Annotated in this window: 18 protein-coding genes; 10 read left to right on the top strand and 8 right to left on the bottom strand. The window is 61.3% G+C overall.

The window, feature by feature from the left end; genetic code table 11:
* Positions 1-6: 6 nt before the first annotated feature.
* Both moaCB and glp read right to left on the bottom strand, forming a co-directional pair.
* Positions 7-1,008 (bottom strand): bifunctional molybdenum cofactor biosynthesis protein MoaC/MoaB, encoded by a 1,002-nt coding sequence (gene moaCB, locus WDS16_RS12385; protein ID WP_338893399.1) that lies wholly within the window; start codon positions 1,006-1,008, stop codon positions 7-9.
* A 5-nt stretch (positions 1,009-1,013) separates the two neighbouring features.
* Positions 1,014-2,252 (bottom strand): gephyrin-like molybdotransferase Glp, encoded by a 1,239-nt coding sequence (gene glp / locus WDS16_RS12380; RefSeq protein ID WP_338892927.1) that lies wholly within the window; start codon positions 2,250-2,252, stop codon positions 1,014-1,016.
* Positions 2,253-2,374: 122 nt separating this feature from the next.
* On the opposite strand from glp, the gene moaA reads away from it, so the two are divergent.
* Complete coding sequence (gene moaA / locus WDS16_RS12375) at positions 2,375-3,445, top strand: GTP 3',8-cyclase MoaA (protein WP_338892926.1); 1,071 nt, start codon at positions 2,375-2,377, stop codon at positions 3,443-3,445.
* Positions 3,393-3,680 (top strand): MoaD/ThiS family protein, encoded by a 288-nt coding sequence (locus WDS16_RS12370; RefSeq protein WP_338892925.1) that lies wholly within the window; start codon positions 3,393-3,395, stop codon positions 3,678-3,680. The genes moaA and WDS16_RS12370 overlap by 53 nt, the downstream gene beginning before the upstream one ends.
* 3 nt (positions 3,681-3,683) lie before the next feature.
* Here the strand turns inward: WDS16_RS12370 and nadE are convergent, their stop codons facing one another.
* Entirely contained in the window at positions 3,684-4,529 is an 846-nt protein-coding gene (gene nadE, locus WDS16_RS12365; RefSeq protein ID WP_338892924.1) for an ammonia-dependent NAD(+) synthetase, read from the bottom strand.
* A gap of 38 nt (positions 4,530-4,567) precedes the next feature.
* Between nadE and WDS16_RS12360 the strand changes: the two genes are divergently transcribed.
* On the top strand, positions 4,568-5,341 hold the full coding sequence (locus WDS16_RS12360) for a fructosamine kinase family protein (RefSeq protein ID WP_338892923.1): 774 nt from the start codon (positions 4,568-4,570) through the stop codon (positions 5,339-5,341).
* Positions 5,342-5,348: 7 nt separating this feature from the next.
* Here the strand turns inward: WDS16_RS12360 and WDS16_RS12355 are convergent, their stop codons facing one another.
* Positions 5,349-5,942 (bottom strand): TetR/AcrR family transcriptional regulator, encoded by a 594-nt coding sequence (locus WDS16_RS12355; protein WP_338892922.1) that lies wholly within the window; start codon positions 5,940-5,942, stop codon positions 5,349-5,351.
* Positions 5,943-6,045: 103 nt separating this feature from the next.
* Between WDS16_RS12355 and WDS16_RS12350 the strand changes: the two genes are divergently transcribed.
* The 6 genes from WDS16_RS12350 (at position 6,046) to nrdF (ending at position 11,797) form a co-directional block, all read left to right on the top strand.
* On the top strand, positions 6,046-6,612 hold the full coding sequence (locus tag WDS16_RS12350; RefSeq protein WP_338892921.1) for an NAD(P)H-dependent oxidoreductase: 567 nt from the start codon (positions 6,046-6,048) through the stop codon (positions 6,610-6,612).
* A gap of 62 nt (positions 6,613-6,674) precedes the next feature.
* Positions 6,675-6,797, top strand: coding sequence for a type B 50S ribosomal protein L36 (ykgO, locus tag WDS16_RS12345; protein WP_115968478.1), 123 nt, complete (start codon positions 6,675-6,677; stop codon positions 6,795-6,797).
* A 440-nt stretch (positions 6,798-7,237) separates the two neighbouring features.
* Positions 7,238-7,471: a glutaredoxin-like protein NrdH gene (gene nrdH, locus WDS16_RS12340; RefSeq protein ID WP_338892920.1), complete on the top strand. Its 234-nt coding sequence runs from the start codon at positions 7,238-7,240 to the stop codon at positions 7,469-7,471.
* A 41-nt stretch (positions 7,472-7,512) separates the two neighbouring features.
* Positions 7,513-7,977: a class Ib ribonucleoside-diphosphate reductase assembly flavoprotein NrdI gene (gene nrdI, locus WDS16_RS12335; RefSeq protein WP_338892919.1), complete on the top strand. Its 465-nt coding sequence runs from the start codon at positions 7,513-7,515 to the stop codon at positions 7,975-7,977.
* Positions 7,978-8,014: 37 nt separating this feature from the next.
* Positions 8,015-10,177 carry a class 1b ribonucleoside-diphosphate reductase subunit alpha gene (nrdE, locus tag WDS16_RS12330; RefSeq protein ID WP_338892918.1) on the top strand — a complete coding sequence of 721 codons (2,163 nt, stop codon included), beginning with the start codon at positions 8,015-8,017 and terminating at the stop codon, positions 10,175-10,177.
* Between the two features lie 609 nt (positions 10,178-10,786).
* A complete protein-coding gene (gene nrdF / locus WDS16_RS12325; protein WP_338892917.1) occupies positions 10,787-11,797 on the top strand; it encodes a class 1b ribonucleoside-diphosphate reductase subunit beta in 1,011 nt (336 codons plus the stop codon).
* A gap of 41 nt (positions 11,798-11,838) precedes the next feature.
* On the opposite strand, the gene WDS16_RS12320 is transcribed toward nrdF, so the two are convergent.
* The 4 genes from WDS16_RS12320 to WDS16_RS12305 form a co-directional block, all read right to left on the bottom strand.
* Complete coding sequence (locus tag WDS16_RS12320) at positions 11,839-12,036, bottom strand: hypothetical protein (RefSeq protein ID WP_338892916.1); 198 nt, start codon at positions 12,034-12,036, stop codon at positions 11,839-11,841.
* 3 nt (positions 12,037-12,039) lie between these two features.
* Entirely contained in the window at positions 12,040-12,813 is a 774-nt protein-coding gene (locus WDS16_RS12315) for an SPFH domain-containing protein (RefSeq protein ID WP_338892915.1), read from the bottom strand.
* A gap of 268 nt (positions 12,814-13,081) precedes the next feature.
* Complete coding sequence (locus WDS16_RS12310) at positions 13,082-13,555, bottom strand: NUDIX domain-containing protein (RefSeq protein ID WP_338892914.1); 474 nt, start codon at positions 13,553-13,555, stop codon at positions 13,082-13,084.
* Between the two features lies 1 nt (position 13,556).
* Positions 13,557-14,621, bottom strand: a complete 1,065-nt coding sequence (locus WDS16_RS12305; RefSeq protein WP_338892913.1) for an iron-siderophore ABC transporter substrate-binding protein — start codon at positions 14,619-14,621, stop codon at positions 13,557-13,559.
* 273 nt (positions 14,622-14,894) lie between these two features.
* On the opposite strand from WDS16_RS12305, the gene ctaD reads away from it, so the two are divergent.
* The gene (gene ctaD, locus WDS16_RS12300) at positions 14,895-16,685 is read left to right on the top strand and encodes a cytochrome c oxidase subunit I (RefSeq protein ID WP_338892912.1); all 1,791 of its coding nucleotides are present in this window, start codon (positions 14,895-14,897) and stop codon (positions 16,683-16,685) included.
* Positions 16,686-16,720: the final 35 nt, after the last annotated feature.

Genomic DNA, 16,720 nt, shown 5'->3' with positions numbered 1-16,720 from the left:
GTTCTCTCATTTCTCGTCAGCGGTTTCGTGTAGTCCATTGCCCGCGACCTGGGCAATGAGATGGTCGAGTATTGGATCGAGAACCGACAGGCCGTCCTTCACCCCGCCGGGTGAACCGGGGAGATTGACGACGACGGTACGCCCGGAGACTCCTGTCAATCCTCGGCTCAGGGTTGCGTGCGGTGTGACCTTGGTTCCTTCGAGCCGAATCGCGTCGGCGATTCCAGGTAGTTCACGATCCAGGACTGCTCTGGTGGCTTCGGGTGTCGCATCGGTGGGGGACACCCCGGTTCCTCCGGTACTGATGACGAGGGCGGGCGCACCGATGAGTGCGTCGTCGAGGCCCGCCGAGATCTCGGCGTCGGCATATACGAGGGGACCGCGCACCGAGAAACCTCTGTTTTCCAACCATGTTGCGATCGCCGGACCGGTCGTGTCTTCACGAGTTCCACGTGCACCACCGGTCGAGGCTACGAGAACGACAGCCGATCGGTCGTCGGTTCGGGCATCGACCTGTTCCACTGCGGCGTCGCGAGACCACCGTCCGCGCTTGCCGCCCTCTTTGTGGAGGAGTCGAACACCGTTCATCGTCGCGGCGGGGTCGACGGCCTTGACCATGTCGTGCAGCGTCAGACCCGCGATGGCGACGGCGGTGAGCGCCTCCATTTCGACGCCCGTGGGTCCGGTCGTCTTCGCGGTTGCTTCGACGGTGATCGTGGTGTCGGTGAATCCGAAGACGACATCGACCTTCGACAATGCCAACTGGTGGCAGAGCGGAATGAGTTCGGAGGTCTTCTTCGCGCCCGTGATTCCTGCGATTCTTGCTGTCGCCAGTACGTCGGCTTTGGGCATTCCGTCGGCGCGGACCAGTGCGACCACCTCCGCTGTCGTCGCGAGTTCTCCTGCTGCAACCGCGATTCGTTCGGTGTCGGACTTGTGCGATACATCGACCATGCGGGCGCGTCCCTCGGCGTCGACGTGCGAGAAGCCAGGCTGTGCGCGGTACATCTCGTTCACAGCGGGATCACCTGGATCTCGGTGCCGGCATCGAGTTCGGTTGTGTCCTCGGGAATGTCGATGAGTACATCCGCCCACGCCATAGCAGCGACCAGATGGGAGCCTGGACCTGCGATCGCGGCCACGCCGTCGTCACCGAGTTTTCCGCGCAGGAGTTGTCTTTTGCCTGCAATCGACGTGATCGAATGCGCCAGCGGCACCGAGCGTGATTCGATTGCGTCGAGGCCTGCCGCCTCGCGAACAGCGTTGCGCGCGAACACGATGAACGACACTACCGTGCTGACCGGGTTGCCGGGAAAATCGAGGATGGGAACACCGTCGATCGTCGCCGTACCCTGGGGGCCACCGGGCTGCATGCGAACGGAACCGAAGTGTCCACCCATCGGTGCCAGTACATCTTTGACGACCTCGAAGTCACCCATCGACACCCCGCCCGAGGTGATGACGAGTTCGGCCGCCGCGACCGCGTCGGACAGAATGCGTCGGAATTCGTCCGCGTCGTCGGAGCTGCGGTGAACTGCGACCACATCGGCGCCGTTCGCGCGGAGGTGCGCGGCCAGGGCCACGCCGTTCGAGTCGTAGATCTGGCCGGGGCGCAGCGGCGAACCGGCGGCGACCAGTTCTGCACCGGTCGTGATGACCGCGACTTTCGGTCGGCTCAGAACCTGCACGTGCGAAAGTCCCACTGCCGCAAGAACCGCGATGTGGCGGGGTTCGATGATCTCGCCCGCCTGCACCATGACCGTTCCGGTGGTGATGTCGCTGCCTTGTTCTCTAACGTATTCGCCCGCTCTGCGCGCGACGGTCACGGTGACGACTCCGCCGTCATAGGTGGTGTTCTCGATCGGCGCCACGGCATCGGCGTTCTCGGGCATCGGTGCACCGGTCATGATCTTCACCGCGGTACCGGCCTCGAGATGAATGCGGTCCGAGGGCCCAGCGGCGACGGTCCCGATCACACGCAGACTCGCGGGCACGCGCGCGAGGTCCGATGCCAGCACTGCGTATCCGTCCATCTGGGAGTTTCGGAACAGCGGCAGGTCGACCGGCGCGCAGACATCGGACGCGGCAACTCGACCGAGAGCGTCACCGACGGCGACGGAGTCTGCCGGACGAATCCGCAGCGGTGCCAACAGGCTCGCGACGAGCTCGGTGTGTTCTTCGACCGACACTGCACGACGGTGTTCTCGACCGGAGTCCGCTACTCGATTCGGCCCCGCCGATGGTGTGGTCATGTCACGATCTTATGCGCGCCGCAACGACGAAATGTTCGGCGGATCGCACGAAGTTCCCCAGGACGGCATACTGGATCGTAGTTCGTTGTTGTGGGAAAGACCGATGATTCGAAGGAGAGTTCGTGACAACCAGCAGTGTCGTAGGACTCGGCATCCCTTCGATCAGCCGAACGCCCGGGGTGTCCGTGGACGACCGTCCCGACGTTCCGGTATTGATCGACCGCTTTGGCCGAGTGGCCCGTGACCTGCGGGTTTCCATCACCGAGAAATGCTCGCTCCGGTGTACCTACTGCATGCCGGAAGAAGGTCTACCAGCGATTCCCACTCAGGATCTGCTGACGGCGAGCGAAATTGCGCGCGTCGTCGGAGTTGCTGTCCACCGACTCGGCGTCGAGGAGGTGCGCTTCACCGGCGGTGAGCCATTGATGCGCGCTGATCTGACGGAGATCGTGCGACTGACCTCGCAGGTGGCACCGGGTGTGCCGCTGTCCATGACCACCAACGCAGTTGGGCTGGAGCATCGAGCAGATACGCTGGCGGCCGCAGGCCTGAATCGGGTCAATGTCTCGCTCGACACGATCGATCGCGCGCACTTCGCGGAACTGACCAGGCGCGATCGCCTGCCCTCGGTGCTGGCCGGTGTGCGCGCCGCCATGCGGGCAGGACTGACTCCGGTCAAGATCAACGCGGTGCTGATGCCGGAAACACTGCATGGTGCAGCCGACCTCCTCCAATGGTGCTTGGACGAAGGTGTCGCGCTGCGGTTCATCGAGCAGATGCCTCTCGACGCCGATCAGGAATGGGCTCGGGCGAACATGCTCGACGCCGAACACCTGCTCGATGTGCTGTCGACTCGGTTCGATCTGCGTGAGATCGGTCGGTCCGATCCGTCTGCTCCCGCCGAGGAGTGGGCTGTCGGCGGGACATCGAGCACCGTGGGCATCATCGCGTCGGTCACGCGTTCGTTCTGCTCTGACTGCGACCGCACGCGATTGACGGCCGAGGGCACCGTTCGGTCCTGCTTGTTCAGCGACGAGGAAACCGATCTGCGCGCTGCGTTGCGCGGAGGAGCCACCGACGACGAGTTGGGCAAGCTCTGGCAAGGTGCAATGTGGAACAAGTGGGCAGGACACGGAATCGATGCGGTGGGCTTCGTCCCGCCGGCGAGAAGTATGGGAGCTATCGGTGGTTGAGGTTCGATACTTCGCCGGGGCCAAGGACGCGTCCGGGTGCGCAAGCGAGACTTTCCAACTGCCCGAGGGGAGCGACCTGTCCGCACTCAAGGCCGCCGTCCTCGACAGACACGGCAATGCGCTGGCAGATGTGTTGCGCGTGTCGGCTTTCCTCGTCGGGGACGAGCTCACCCGAGACCTGTCGACGACGTTCGGCGACAGGGTCGACGTCCTGCCGCCGTTCGCCGGGGGATAGTCGTCAGTTCTCGGTGGTCCACCAGTCGTCGAAAGGCGTCACCGGGACCGCGCGCTTGTGCCGTGTGCTCAGATACATCCGTTCCAGCTTCTCGGCGACTTCGTCGGCCACATCCTTGTTTTCGAGATAGTCGTCGATCTCGGTGTACATCACTCCCAAGGCTTCCTCGTCGGGCAGCGCGGGGCGGTCGTCTTCCAGATCGGCCGTAGGAACTTTCTTCCACGTGCTCTCGGGTGCACCCAATTCGCGCAGCAACGCGGCACCCTGCCGCTTGGTAAGGCCGGTGAGTGGGGTGATGTCGACACCACCGTCGCCGAACTTGGTGAAGAAGCCGGTGATTGCCTCGGCGGCATGATCGGTTCCGACGACTACGTATCCGAGCTCTCCCGCCAATGCGTATTGCGCGACCATGCGTTGCCGGGCTTTGATGTTGCCGCGCACGAAGTCTCGAACTTCCGAGGAGCCCAGGGCATCGGCGGCCGCCGATGCGGCCGCGTCGGCGGCTGCCTTGATGTTGACGGTCACCGTCCGGTCGGGTGCGATGAACTCGAGCGACACTGTGGCATCCGCCTCGTCTGCTTGAACGCCGTAGGGGAGTCTGACGGCCAGGAATTGCGCCTCTGCGCCGTCGGCTCTCAGTTCGGCGGCGGCGCGTTGGCACAGGGCACCGGTCAGTGTGCTGTCCTGCCCCCCACTGATACCGAGAACGAACCCTTTGGCGGGCGTGGAACGAAGATAGGCCTTCAGGAACTCGACGCGGCGGGTAATTTCCGTGACTGGGTCGATGGACGACTGCACGGCCAATTCGCGCAGGATGCGCGTCCGCAGTTCCGAACGTTGGAGTGACATTCCGCCATCTTATTGGCTCGCGCGTACTGTGAGTTCCGATGTCTGCAGACACGTTCACCAAGACCGATCCGAGTGCACACCCGGACTTCTTCACGGCCGAAGCAACCGGGTTGGCGTGGCTCCGAGACGGCGGGGGCAACGTCGTCGACGTTCGCGGATTCGGTCCCACCCACATCGATCTCGCCCGGCTCGTACCGTCGTCGCCCACTCAGGACGCCGCGCTCCGTTTCGGCGCTGAACTCGCGGCGATGCACGCTGCGGGCGCACGGCAGTTCGGTTGTCCACCAGATGGTTTCGACGGTCAGATGTTCATCGGATCCAGACCGATGTCGAGCACCGAGCACGCTTCGTGGGGTTCGTTCTACGCCTACGAACGTGTGTTGCCATACCTATCGGTGGCCGTCGCGAACGGCAACATCTCCGAATCCGGTGCGGCGGAGGTCGAACGTGTGTGTGCCGCGATCGCCGACGGGGTGTTCGACGACGACGAACCGCCGAGCCGGATTCACGGTGATCTGTGGACCGGAAACCTTGTGTGGACCGCGTCGGGCGCCGTGATGATCGACCCCGCTGCGCACGGTGGACATCGTGAAACCGATTTGGCGATGCTGGCTCTGTTCGGTTGCCCATTGCTCTCCGACATTCTCGTGGGCTATCGGGATGCGCACGAACTGTCCGAAGATTGGGAACTCCGCATCCCGCTCCATGAGCTGCATCCCCTCGCCGTGCACGCCGCGGGACACGGCCCGTCCTACGGCGTCGAGCTTGTTCGTGCTGCTCGCAGCGTGTCCGGTCTGCTGTCTATCGAGTAGCCCGCCACTATCGAGTTGCCCTACGTACCAAGTCTTCCCAGCCGTCGGCGAGACGTCCCATCGTCATGCCGAGATCGCGGAACTGGTGCAATACCAAGGTGGCTTCCAGGGGAGTCAGCAGGCCGTAGGCGAGAAGTTCGAGATCACCCTCGACCCCGGCGGTCCTGAGGAGGGTGAGGACGTGCGTGTAGTTGACCATATGAGCCGGAGCGGAGTATCGGAGTTCAGGTGAGTTCTCGGCCGCACGCATGACTTCTCCCTGCACTTCGACGAGGTCGAGGCGGGCGCGTCCGAAAGCGACGAGCCTGTCGATGGGGTCCGCGCCTGGACCGAGAGGCGGCGGACCGAAGAGAAACGCTTGCTGCAGTTCTTTTTCAGTGTGATCCAACAGGGCCTGCATCAGTCCGGAGCGGCTGCCGAACCGCCGGAAGACTGTGCCTTTGCCCACACCGGCCCTGGCTGCGAGGCCGTCCATCGTGACAGCGTCGGCGCCTATGGTGGCGACCAGTTCCTTTGCGGCATCGAGCAGGAGACGACGGTTGCGTGCGGCGTCGCAACGCTCGGTCTCCTCGCCTGCGATAGGGAGCACGAAGTCGGTCACATGGAGAGTCTACCTGTTCGGGAATACAAGTGGACCGCGGTCCACTTAGATGGTAGGAATTGATCGAACACAGGCTCTCACTCGAACTCGAAGGATTATCGTCATGACGCACGCACAGGTACTGGTTCTCGTCGGAAGCCTCCGCGCCGACTCGGTCAACAAGCAGATCGCCGAGACCGCGGTGTCGCTCGCTCCAGAAGGCTCGACGGCCGAGGTCTACAACGGTCTCGCCGAGGTCCCGTTCTACAACGAGGACATCGACATTCCCGGTAAGGTCCCCGCTGCTGCGCTCGAACTGCGTGCCGCAGCCGAGCAGGCGACCGCATTTCTCCTCGTCACCCCCGAGTACAACGGAACGATCCCGGCTGTTCTGAAGAATGCCATCGACTGGCTCTCTCGCCCCTACGGCGCGGGCGCTGTGAGCAGCAAGCCTGTCGCAGTGATCAGCGCATCGCCCAGCGGCAACGGAGCGAAATGGGCTCACGACGACGCGCGCAAGGCGGTCGGCGTCGCGGGCGGCTCTGTGCTCGAGGACGTCACGCTCACGATCGGTGGCACCGTCGACAAGTTCGGTTCGGCGCACCCGCGCGAAAATGCCGAGGTTTCCGCGGCAATTGCTGCGGTCGTCGCTGAGCTCGTCAAGGCATCCGCCGAGCTGGCCACCGTCTGACCTTCGTTGCTGCTCGATCCATCATTATCGAAATGGGAATCGTTTTCATGTAGCCTGGGTGCATGAAAGTACGAAACTCACTCAAGTCGTTGAAGGGCAAGCCGGGCGCGCAGGTCGTGCGCCGCCACGGCAAGGTGTTCGTGATCAACAAGAAGGAGCCGCGATTCAAAGCGCGTCAGCGCTGACGGTGTCGTGGACTGGGCCCCCGGATCGATGTGATCCGGGGGCCTATCTGTGTTTCCGTACCGTTGCCGGGCCTTTGGTGCATGTCATCGGTCGGGCGGTGTCGAGCTGTGACGCACGACATAAGGGGGTCTGGCGTCGTGACACGCCGACGCGAGGTGCGTATTCGCTCGGTCGGCGGCACTGTGACCAGCGAATACCAAGGATGTTGTTCGCAACATCTCGTGTTGTAGGCATATGTCGGACACAAGGTGTAGTGTCTGAGCAGTCGAGAGGTCACAACGCGACAAGCTCTGAAAACGGGCTCGAAGACGCGAAATCGCCTCGAAACTGCCCCTGATCCGGGTTCGATCTCGGCTCTGGTGCACCAGCAGATATCACGCAGCGCACATCGGGATCTCGGTGGACACCGTGATCGTCCGACAGGGAGAAGGGAACCCTCATGAGCATCACCGTTTACACCAAGCCCGCCTGCGTTCAGTGCAATGCAACCTACCGCGCTCTCGACAAAGAGGGCATCGAGTACGACATCATCGATATATCGCAGGATGCTGAAGCCCGGGATTACGTCATGGCACTCGGCTACCTGCAGGCACCCGTCGTTGTCGCCGGCGAGGATCACTGGTCGGGCTTCCGCCCGGATCGCATCAAGGCACTCACGGCCAACGTTGCTTGAACAGATGGCGCGGCTGGAACAGTAGACGGAGATGAGCAGGTGTGACTTCCGCTCTCGTTCCGCAGCAGACGCACTCGCTGGTCTACTTCTCGAGTGCGTCCGAGAACACACATCGGTTCGTCGTCAAGCTCGGCCTGAAGGCAAGCCGCATTCCACTCCGCAACCCAGAGAACTTTCTGGTCGATCGGCCATACGTGCTGATCGTTCCGACCTATGGCGGGGGAACCACCTTTGCTGGACGTGACACCAATTACGTCCCCAAGCAGGTGATCAAATTCCTCAACCAGAAGCACAACAGGTCCCTGATCAGAGCAGTCATCGCAGCAGGCAATACCAACTTCGGTGATTCGTTCTGCTTTGCGGGCGATGTCATTTCACAGAAGTGCGCGGTTCCGTATCTCTACAGATTCGAACTCATGGGAACCCCCGAAGACGTCGACCGAGTCCGCGAAGGACTCGAGGACTTCTGGGAACGGGAATCCCGGCGAGCAGCGCACACACACTAGATTTTCAAGCGCGAAACAAGGAACTGGAGCGATCGCCGTGGCACCCACCATCACCGAGGTAGCACCTGTCAATGCCGTTCGAGCGGATGGTGACCTGGACTACCACGCGTTGAACGCGATGCTGAATCTGTACGGCCCCAACGGCGAGATTCAGTTCGAGAAGGACCGCGAGGCGGCCAACCAGTACTTCCTTCAGCATGTCAACCAGAACACGGTGTTCTTCCACGATCTGGACGAGAAACTCGATTACCTCGTAGAGGAGAACTACTACGAGCCAGAGGTTCTGGACCAGTACTCGCGTGAATTCGTGAAGTTCTTGATCAATCACGCCTATTCAAAGAAGTTCCGCTTCCCGACGTTTCTCGGTGCGTTCAAGTACTACACCTCGTACACGCTCAAGACGTTCGACGGCAAGCGATACCTCGAGCGGTTCGAGGATCGTGTCTGCATGGTCGCGCTGACGCTCGCAGCCGGGGACGAGGCGCTCGCGACTGATCTGGTCGACGAGATCATCGCCGGTCGATTCCAGCCGGCCACTCCGACGTTCCTCAACTCCGGCAAGAAGCAGCGCGGCGAGCCCGTATCCTGCTTCCTGTTGCGTATCGAGGACAACATGGAGTCCATCGGTCGTTCCATCAACTCTGCCCTGCAGCTGTCCAAGCGCGGTGGCGGTGTTGCGCTGTTGCTCAGCAACATTCGCGAAGCGGGAGCTCCGATCAAACGGATCGAGAACCAGTCCTCGGGTGTCATTCCGATCATGAAGCTGCTCGAGGATTCGTTCTCGTACGCCAACCAGCTCGGTGCTCGTCAGGGAGCAGGCGCGGTCTACCTCCATGCTCACCACCCCGACGTCTACAAGTTCCTCGACACCAAGCGCGAGAACGCCGATGAGAAGATCCGTATCAAGACGCTCTCTCTCGGAATCGTCATCCCGGACATCACGTTCGAACTGGCCAAGAAGAACGAAGAGATGTATCTCTTCTCGCCCTACGACGTCGAACGGATCTACGGCGTGCCATTCGCCGACATCAATGTCTCGGAGAAGTACTACGAGATGGTCGACGACAAGCGGATTCGCAAGACGAAGATCAAGGCACGTGAGTTCTTCCAGACTCTGGCCGAGTTGCAGTTCGAGTCCGGCTACCCGTACATCATGTTCGAAGACACGGTGAACCGGGCAAACCCGGTGAAGGGCAAGATCACTCACTCGAATCTGTGCTCGGAGATTCTTCAGGTCTCGACGCCGTCGGAGTTCAACGACGACCTCTCCTACAGTCATGTCGGCAAGGACATCTCCTGCAACCTGGGTTCACTCAACATCGCCAAGACGATGGATTCGCCCGACTTCGGCAAGACCATCGCCGTCGCGATCCGTGGGTTGACTGCAGTCTCGGATCAGACACACATCTACTCGGTGCCGTCGATCGAGCAGGGCAACAACGACTCTCATGCCATCGGCCTCGGTCAGATGAACCTGCATGGCTACCTTGCTCGCGAGCGCATCCATTACGGCAGCGTCGAGGGAATCGACTTCACCAACATCTACTTCTACACCGTCCTGTTCCATGCGCTGCAGGCATCCAACCTGCTCGCAAAGGACCGGGCAAGCTACTTCAAGGGGTTCCCGGAGTCCAAGTACGCGTCGGGTGAGTTCTTCGACAAGTACACGGACCAGGTGTGGGAACCGTCCACTGCGCGCGTTGCTTCGTTGTTCCAGGATGCCGATGTGCACATCCCCACGCAGGCCGACTGGGTCGCGCTGAAGGAATCGGTGCAGAAGTACGGCATCTACAACCAGAATCTGCAGGCCGTTCCGCCGACCGGTTCGATCTCGTACATCAACAACTCGACGTCGTCGATCCACCCTGTCGCGTCGAAGATCGAGATCCGCAAGGAAGGCAAGATCGGTCGCGTCTACTACCCGGCGCCGTACCTCGACAACGACAACCTGGACTACTACCAGGATGCCTACGAGATCGGGTACGAAAAGATCATCGATACCTACGCCGCTGCGACGCAACACGTCGACCAGGGCCTTTCTTTGACGCTGTTCTTCAAGGACACGGCCTCGACGCGCGATATCAACAAGGCGCAGATCTACGCGTGGCGCAAGGGCATCAAGACGCTTTACTACATCCGGTTGCGGCAGATGGCACTCGAAGGCACCGAGGTGGAGGGTTGCGTTTCGTGCATGCTGTAAGCAAGATTTTCCTGGCGAACAGTCGTCCGGGAACGCGAAGAGCCGATCCGCTGTAACGGATCGGCTCTTCATACCCCGCAAAGCGAGGTCCCAGTTGATGTCGGGATACCAAGCTTATACGAGTGCTCTTTGCCATGTGCGTGAGGCTCCGAGGGGTTTCGAGAACCCGAAGGAGGTGAAGTCATGACAAAGAAGATCACAAAGGTCGTTCGAAGTTCGATCACGGGTCGGTTCTTGCCGCCGTCGGCTGCAAGGAAGTCGCCGCGGACTACTCAGACCGAGACGATTCGGCGCGGTAAGGGAAGGTGATCTGCGTTTACTCACGGATCACAGCGCACGCTCTGTTTGGGGCTCCATGAGTCACTGTGGGGGTGCGTGGGAAGTGGCGGTGGACATTGTCCGCCGCCACTTTTTTTGTGCGACAACGGTTTTGGGAGTCAGGTTTGGCGTGTCATGTACTCACGAGAATCGCACTCGTGTAACTTGGGCTGAGCGGAATATCGGCCGCTCCGCTAGTTTTTGCGAAATCGGGCCCTAGCTGATGCTCGCTCGGCACACTTGTGATCGACTGGTGGTAACACGAGCACTGAAACTCAAATGGGGATAGATATGACAGTCACAAACAACACCCCGCACTCGCCCGCGGACGGGGCAAAGATCAAGCTGATCGATCGCGTCTCGGCCATCAACTGGAACCGCGTTCAGGACGACAAGGACTCCGAGGTCTGGGAGCGGCTCACCAGTAACTTCTGGCTGCCCGAGAAGGTGCCGGTCTCCAACGACATCCCGTCTTGGGCAACCCTGACTGCCGTCGAGAAGCAGCTGACCATGCGGGTGTTCACCGGTCTGACCTTGCTCGACACCATCCAAGGAACCGTCGGCGCTGTCAGCCTCATTCCCGACGCGATCACCCCGCACGAGGAAGCTGTCTACACGAACATCGCGTTCATGGAGTCGGTGCACGCCAAGAGTTACAGCTCGATTTTCTCTACTTTGAGCTCTACGCGTGACATCGACGACGCGTTCCGCTGGTCGGAGGAGAACGCCAACCTGCAGCGCAAGGCAGAGATCGTCCTCGACTACTACAAGGGCGACGACCCACTCAAGCGCAAGGTGGCGTCGACTCTGCTCGAGTCGTTCCTGTTCTACTCCGGCTTCTATTTGCCGATGTACTGGTCCTCGCGGGCCAAGCTGACCAACACCGCCGACCTCATTCGGCTGATCATCCGCGACGAGGCCGTCCACGGGTACTACATCGGCTACAAGTACCAGAAGGGCCTAGAGAAGGTCAGCGAGGCCGAGCGTGAGGAGCTCAAGAACTACACGTTCGAGTTGCTGTTCGAGTTGTACGACAACGAGGTCGAGTACACGCAGGATCTATACGACGAGATCGGTTTGACCGAGGACGTCAAGAAGTTCCTTCGCTACAACGCCAACAAGGCGCTCAACAATCTCGGCTACGAGGGTCTGTTCCCGAAGGACGAGACCGATGTGAACCCGGCAATCCTGTCGGCGCTCTCACCCAATGCCGACGAGAACCACGACTTCTTCTCGGGCTCGGGATCGTCGTACGTCATCGGCAAGGCAGTCAACACCGAGGACGACGACTGGGACTTTTAGAAGCGCCTCGATATTCACGGGCAGGGACGCCTGCCGAGCACTCAGGAGCTCGGCGGACGTCCCTGTTTGCGCATGTTGTCCGCGTTCTTCGGCATTCGTCCGTGCTCGGCCAACGCGCGGCGAAGCAGGAATTCGATCTGCGCATTGGTGCTGCGGAGATCGTCGGCGGCCCAGCGGGCAAGGGCGTCGTGCACCGCTGGGTCCAGCCGAAGCAGAAGTTTCTTACGATCGGCAGCCATGGGTCACTGGTACAGCGATCCGGCATTCACCACGGGCTGTGTGTCGCGGTCGCTACACAGCACGACGAGTAGGTTCGAGACCATCGTGGCCTTGCGTTCTTCGTCGAGTTCGACGACGTGCTTCTCTTCCAGCTTCGCCAGGGCCATATCCACCATGCCGACGGCGCCCTCGACGATCTGTCGACGAGCGGCAATGACCGCGCCCGCCTGCTGACGACGCAGCATGGCCTGGGCGATCTCGGGTGCGTACGCGAGACGGTTGATTCTGGTCTCGATCACCTCGACACCTGCGGCGCGAACCCTGGCGTGCACCTCCTCGGACATTGCCCCGGTGATCTCGTCGGCGTTCTCGCGCAACGACATTCGATCCTCTGCATCGTAGGGGTAGCTGCCGGTGGACTGGGCGGTCTCGTGATTGCGGATCCGGGTCGAGATCGCCTTGCGGTACGTCAGCGGATTCGTCCACCGCAATCCGGGTGTGCGGAGGGTGCCACTGTACGAACTCCCTAGAAGTTGAAGCACGCGAGCCTGATTCGGCTGCACGAGCGTCAGGCCGGCCAGGACTGGAAGCGACGCGACGAACAGCACGACGCCGACGACCATCGCGACGACAATGGTGAAAATCAGGCCGACCACGAATGCGGCGATACCTCCGAGGAACAGCACGAGGCCTGCGCCGAGCATCGACCATCCGGGCAGATCCCACCCGGGCCGTTCGGCGATTGTGATGGTTGGGGTACCCGTTGGCTTCTCGGCGACGGTTGCGGGTGCGGACATGTGAACCTCCCTCTCGATGGTGATACTAAAGTGATATCACATTTTCGGCTCGCCTGGGTGACCGAATGAGTCGTTCGCTGGCCCACAGGTGACCGAAACAGACATTCGCGCACTCAGAGTGACTGAAGTAGACATTCGGTCCCGCCAGGTGACCGAAACAGACATTCGCGCACTCAGAGTGACTGAAGTAGACATTCGGTCCCGCCAGGTGACCGAAGTAGACAGTCGGTCACCGAAATGGGGGAGTGCAACCGCCTCGGGCTCCCGATCAGCGGCGGAACCACGCCCCGGGTACGCCACTGAGCGCGTGCTCGATACGCAGACGTGAGGTGTCGGCGAGGTTGTCGGGCAGAGCGTCGACGGCGAACCATTCGACCGCCAGATTCTCGTCGTCCGATACGACGGCGGTGCCCGATAGGTGCCGCGCCAGGAACGTGATGTCCAGATATTGAGCGACGTCGCCGTTCGGGTAGGTGATCTTGTCGGTGACGTCGACGCTGGTCAGTCGCACCAGTTCGGCTTCGATGCCGGTCTCTTCGCTGATCTCGCGCAACGCCGCGGGCCCGGGTTCCTCACCGGGTTCGAGGATCCCGGACACTACGGCCCACTTGCCGTTGTCGCGGCGACGGGTCAGGAGTATCCGGCCGTCGTCACCGACGATCACTGCGCTGACCCCGGAGAGCCACAGAGGTGACGTGCCGACCTTGCTGCGAAGTGCCAGAACGAATTCGGGGATCGGCATGTCAGGAAACGTAGGCGTTGAGCGAGTTGGTCACGTCCGCGAGGATTGCTCTCGCTGCCATGACTCCGCTGCCGGACCACACGGTGTCGTTCACGACGAAGATGCGACCGTCCTTCGCCGAGCCCAGGTCCTCCCACGCGTCGCTCGTCATGACACTTCGGCCGTAGCTTTCGCCGTCGTCTCCGTCGAATCGTACGTAGACGATGTCGCCTTCGGCGCCTGCGAGGTCGTCGGCGGGAACCACAGTTGCAGCGTCGCGTTGTGACGGGGGGCGCTGCACGCCGATCTCGTCGAGTACTTCGCCTGCAAAGGACGAGCGGCTGTCGGACACGATCGAGTCCGGAAGGAATCGAACGACGGATGCCTGAGTCTGGTTCGCGTTGACATCCCGGCCGACCTGCTGGGCGTCGGCGCTGAAGCGAGCCAACTCCTCGAAGGCAGTGCCTCCGCGGCCGAGGGCGGCGGCTGATTGCAGGAACGCACCTTTCCAGCCGTCGTCGGCGGAGGTGAACACGGTCGGGGCGATATCGGTCAGGGAGTCGTACAGCTCGGACCCCAGGGAATCCGAGCCGATGATGAGGTCGGGCTCGAGGCCGACGATCGCATCGATGTCGGGCGCACCGACCGTCCCGACGGTGGGGATCTCCGCGATTCCGGTGCCGAGGTACAGCTCCTGGTCGCCGTCGCCTCGGAAGAAGGGGTTCAGCGTGGAGGCGCCCACGACCCGCTCCCACACACCAAGGGCGCATGTCGCATCGAGTGCCGCCGGATCCAGTACGACCACCCGCATCGGATCGGCCGGAACCTCGGTGATGCCTTCACTGTGGCCGACCGGACGGATCGAGCCCTCGACGCCGGTCGGATCCATCGGTGCCATGTCTGGGCACAGTCCGACGGTCTCGCGGTCGTTGCCCACCACGCCGGCACCGGCGATGTTGGTCGTGCTGCGGACGATCGTCGACGCGTTGTCGCTGGCTGTCGAGCCTCCCGAGCACCCGGCAACCAAGACGAGCGCTCCGACGGCCAGCGTGACGGCTGCGGTGCGCACAGAAGACTGTTCGGTCAACAGTGAAGTTCCTAACGGGAGTGGGATGCCGTCACACCTTATCCACTACGGGTTGCGTGCGTGGAATTGCCTGGAGCGGACTGTGAAACAAGTTAGCCCTACCTCATCGGTCGGCGCTCGGCACGTGCCTCATGCTGGTGCGACACCCCAATACGACACACGGTAGGACCGGTTCGGCGCTCAGCATCCGCACGGTCTACGATTCGAGGAGCGCAAGACACCAGGACGTCCCACCTCTTGCAAGAGGGGTGGTACGCATCTTCAGGAGGATCAGTGACTGCCCTAGCGCCTAGGCCAACTCCCGCTGTTTCGGCGGTGAGGCCTTTTCCGCCGCGGATGGGACCGAAGGGTTCTTTTCTTCACAAGGCGGTGACGACGACTGATCCCAAGGTGTTGGGGATCATGTACATCGCGACGTCTATTGCGTTTTTCCTCGTCGGTGGCTTGATGGCGTTGTTGATGCGTGCCGAGTTGGCTGTGCCGGGGATGCAGTTCCTGTCCAATGAGCAGTACAACCAGCTGTTCACGATGCACGGCACGATCATGTTGCTGTTGTATGCGACGCCGATCGTGTTCGGGTTCGCGAACTACATTTTGCCGTTGCAGATCGGTGCTCCGGATGTGGCGTTTCCGCGGTTGAATGCGTTTTCGTATTGGTTGTATCTGTTCGGTGCGTTGATCACCACGGCTGGGTTCATCACTCCTGGTGGTGCTGCTGATTTCGGGTGGACGGCGTACACCCCGCTCACGTCGGCTCTGCATTCGCCTGGTGTGGGTGCTGATCTGTGGATCATGGGCCTCGCTGTGGCTGGTTTGGGCACCATTTTGGGTGGTGTCAACATGATCACGACGGTGATTTGTTTGCGGGCGCCGGGTATGACGATGTTCCGGATGCCGATTTTCACGTGGAACATTTTGGTGACGTCGATTTTGATTTTGTTGGCGTTTCCGTTGTTGACGGCGGCGTTGTTGGGGTTGGCGGCCGATCGTCATCTGGGTGCGCATTTGTTCGATCCGGCCACTGGTGGGGTGTTGTTGTGGCAGCACTTGTTCTGGTTCTTCGGTCATCCCGAGGTGTACATCATCGCGTTGCCGTTCTTCGGGATCGTGTCGGAGATTTTCCCGGTGTTCTCGCGTAAGCCGATGTTCGGGTACACCACGTTGATCTATGCGACGATCGCGATCGCGGCGCTGTCGATTGCGGTGTGGGCGCATCATATGTATGCCACTGGTGCGGTGTTGTTGCCGTTCTTCTCGTTCATGACGTTCTTGATCGCGGTGCCGACGGGGGTGAAGATCTTCAACTGGATCGGCACGATGTGGCGTGGTCAGGTGACGCTCGAGACGCCGATGTTGTTCTCGATCGGGTTTTTGATCACGTTCCTCTTCGGTGGGTTGTCGGGTGTGTTGCTCGCTAGCCCGCCGATCGATTTTCATGTCACCGATACGTACTTCGTGATCGCGCATTTCCATTATGTGGTGTTCGGGACGGTGGTGTTCGCGACGTATGCCGGTATCTACTTCTGGTTCCCGAAGATGACGGGCCGGATGATGGACGAGACGCTCGGTAAGTGGCATTTCTGGTTGACGTTCTTCGGGTTCCACGGCACGTTCTTGGTGCAGCATTGGCTCGGGAACGAAGGTATGCCGCGTCGGTATGCGGATTATCTGGCTTCGGATGGGTTCACGACGCTCAACATCATTTCCACGATCGGTGCGTTCGTGCTCGGTGCCTCGACGTTGCCGTTCGTGTGGAATGTGTTCAAGTCCTACCGGTACGGGGAAGTGGTCACTGTCGATGATCCGTGGGGTTACGGCAACTCGTTGGAGTGGGCGACCTCGTGCCCGCCGCCGCGGCACAATTTCACGGAGTTGCCACGGATCCGGTCCGAACGGCCGGCGTTCGAACTGCACTATCCGCACATGGTCGAACGGCTCCGCGCCGAAGCCCACGTCGGACCGGGCAGTCACGGAGGACAGACCACCGAAGTCCTCGAACAGGCACGCCGCGCACCACTGTCCACCAGCGACCACGAACACTCCGGCGACCCGGATCCGAAGTAAGCTATCGACAAACACGAAGAGCCCCTCCCGGTACC

The organism is Rhodococcus sovatensis (assembly GCF_037327425.1).
In the GTDB taxonomy this organism is placed as follows: Bacteria; Actinomycetota; Actinomycetes; order Mycobacteriales; family Mycobacteriaceae; genus Rhodococcoides; species Rhodococcoides sovatense.
This window is presented reverse-complemented; position numbering and strand designations above follow the sequence as displayed.

Coding starts and splice junctions, on each gene's coding strand:
- WDS16_RS12320 (WP_338892916.1), bottom strand. CDS start 12,036: ATGGCTGCCGATCGTAAGAAACTTCTGCTTCGGCTGGACCCAGCGGTG.
- WDS16_RS12315 (WP_338892915.1), bottom strand. CDS start 12,813: ATGTCCGCACCCGCAACCGTCGCCGAGAAGCCAACGGGTACCCCAACC.
- moaCB (WP_338893399.1), bottom strand. CDS start 1,008: ATGTACCGCGCACAGCCTGGCTTCTCGCACGTCGACGCCGAGGGACGC.
- WDS16_RS12360 (WP_338892923.1), top strand. CDS start 4,568: ATGTCTGCAGACACGTTCACCAAGACCGATCCGAGTGCACACCCGGAC.
- nadE (WP_338892924.1), bottom strand. CDS start 4,529: ATGTCACTCCAACGTTCGGAACTGCGGACGCGCATCCTGCGCGAATTG.
- ykgO (WP_115968478.1), top strand. CDS start 6,675: ATGAAAGTACGAAACTCACTCAAGTCGTTGAAGGGCAAGCCGGGCGCG.
- WDS16_RS12350 (WP_338892921.1), top strand. CDS start 6,046: ATGACGCACGCACAGGTACTGGTTCTCGTCGGAAGCCTCCGCGCCGAC.
- WDS16_RS12370 (WP_338892925.1), top strand. CDS start 3,393: ATGCGGTGGGCTTCGTCCCGCCGGCGAGAAGTATGGGAGCTATCGGTG.
- glp (WP_338892927.1), bottom strand. CDS start 2,252: ATGACCACACCATCGGCGGGGCCGAATCGAGTAGCGGACTCCGGTCGA.
- nrdH (WP_338892920.1), top strand. CDS start 7,238: ATGAGCATCACCGTTTACACCAAGCCCGCCTGCGTTCAGTGCAATGCA.
- nrdF (WP_338892917.1), top strand. CDS start 10,787: ATGACAGTCACAAACAACACCCCGCACTCGCCCGCGGACGGGGCAAAG.
- WDS16_RS12310 (WP_338892914.1), bottom strand. CDS start 13,555: ATGCCGATCCCCGAATTCGTTCTGGCACTTCGCAGCAAGGTCGGCACG.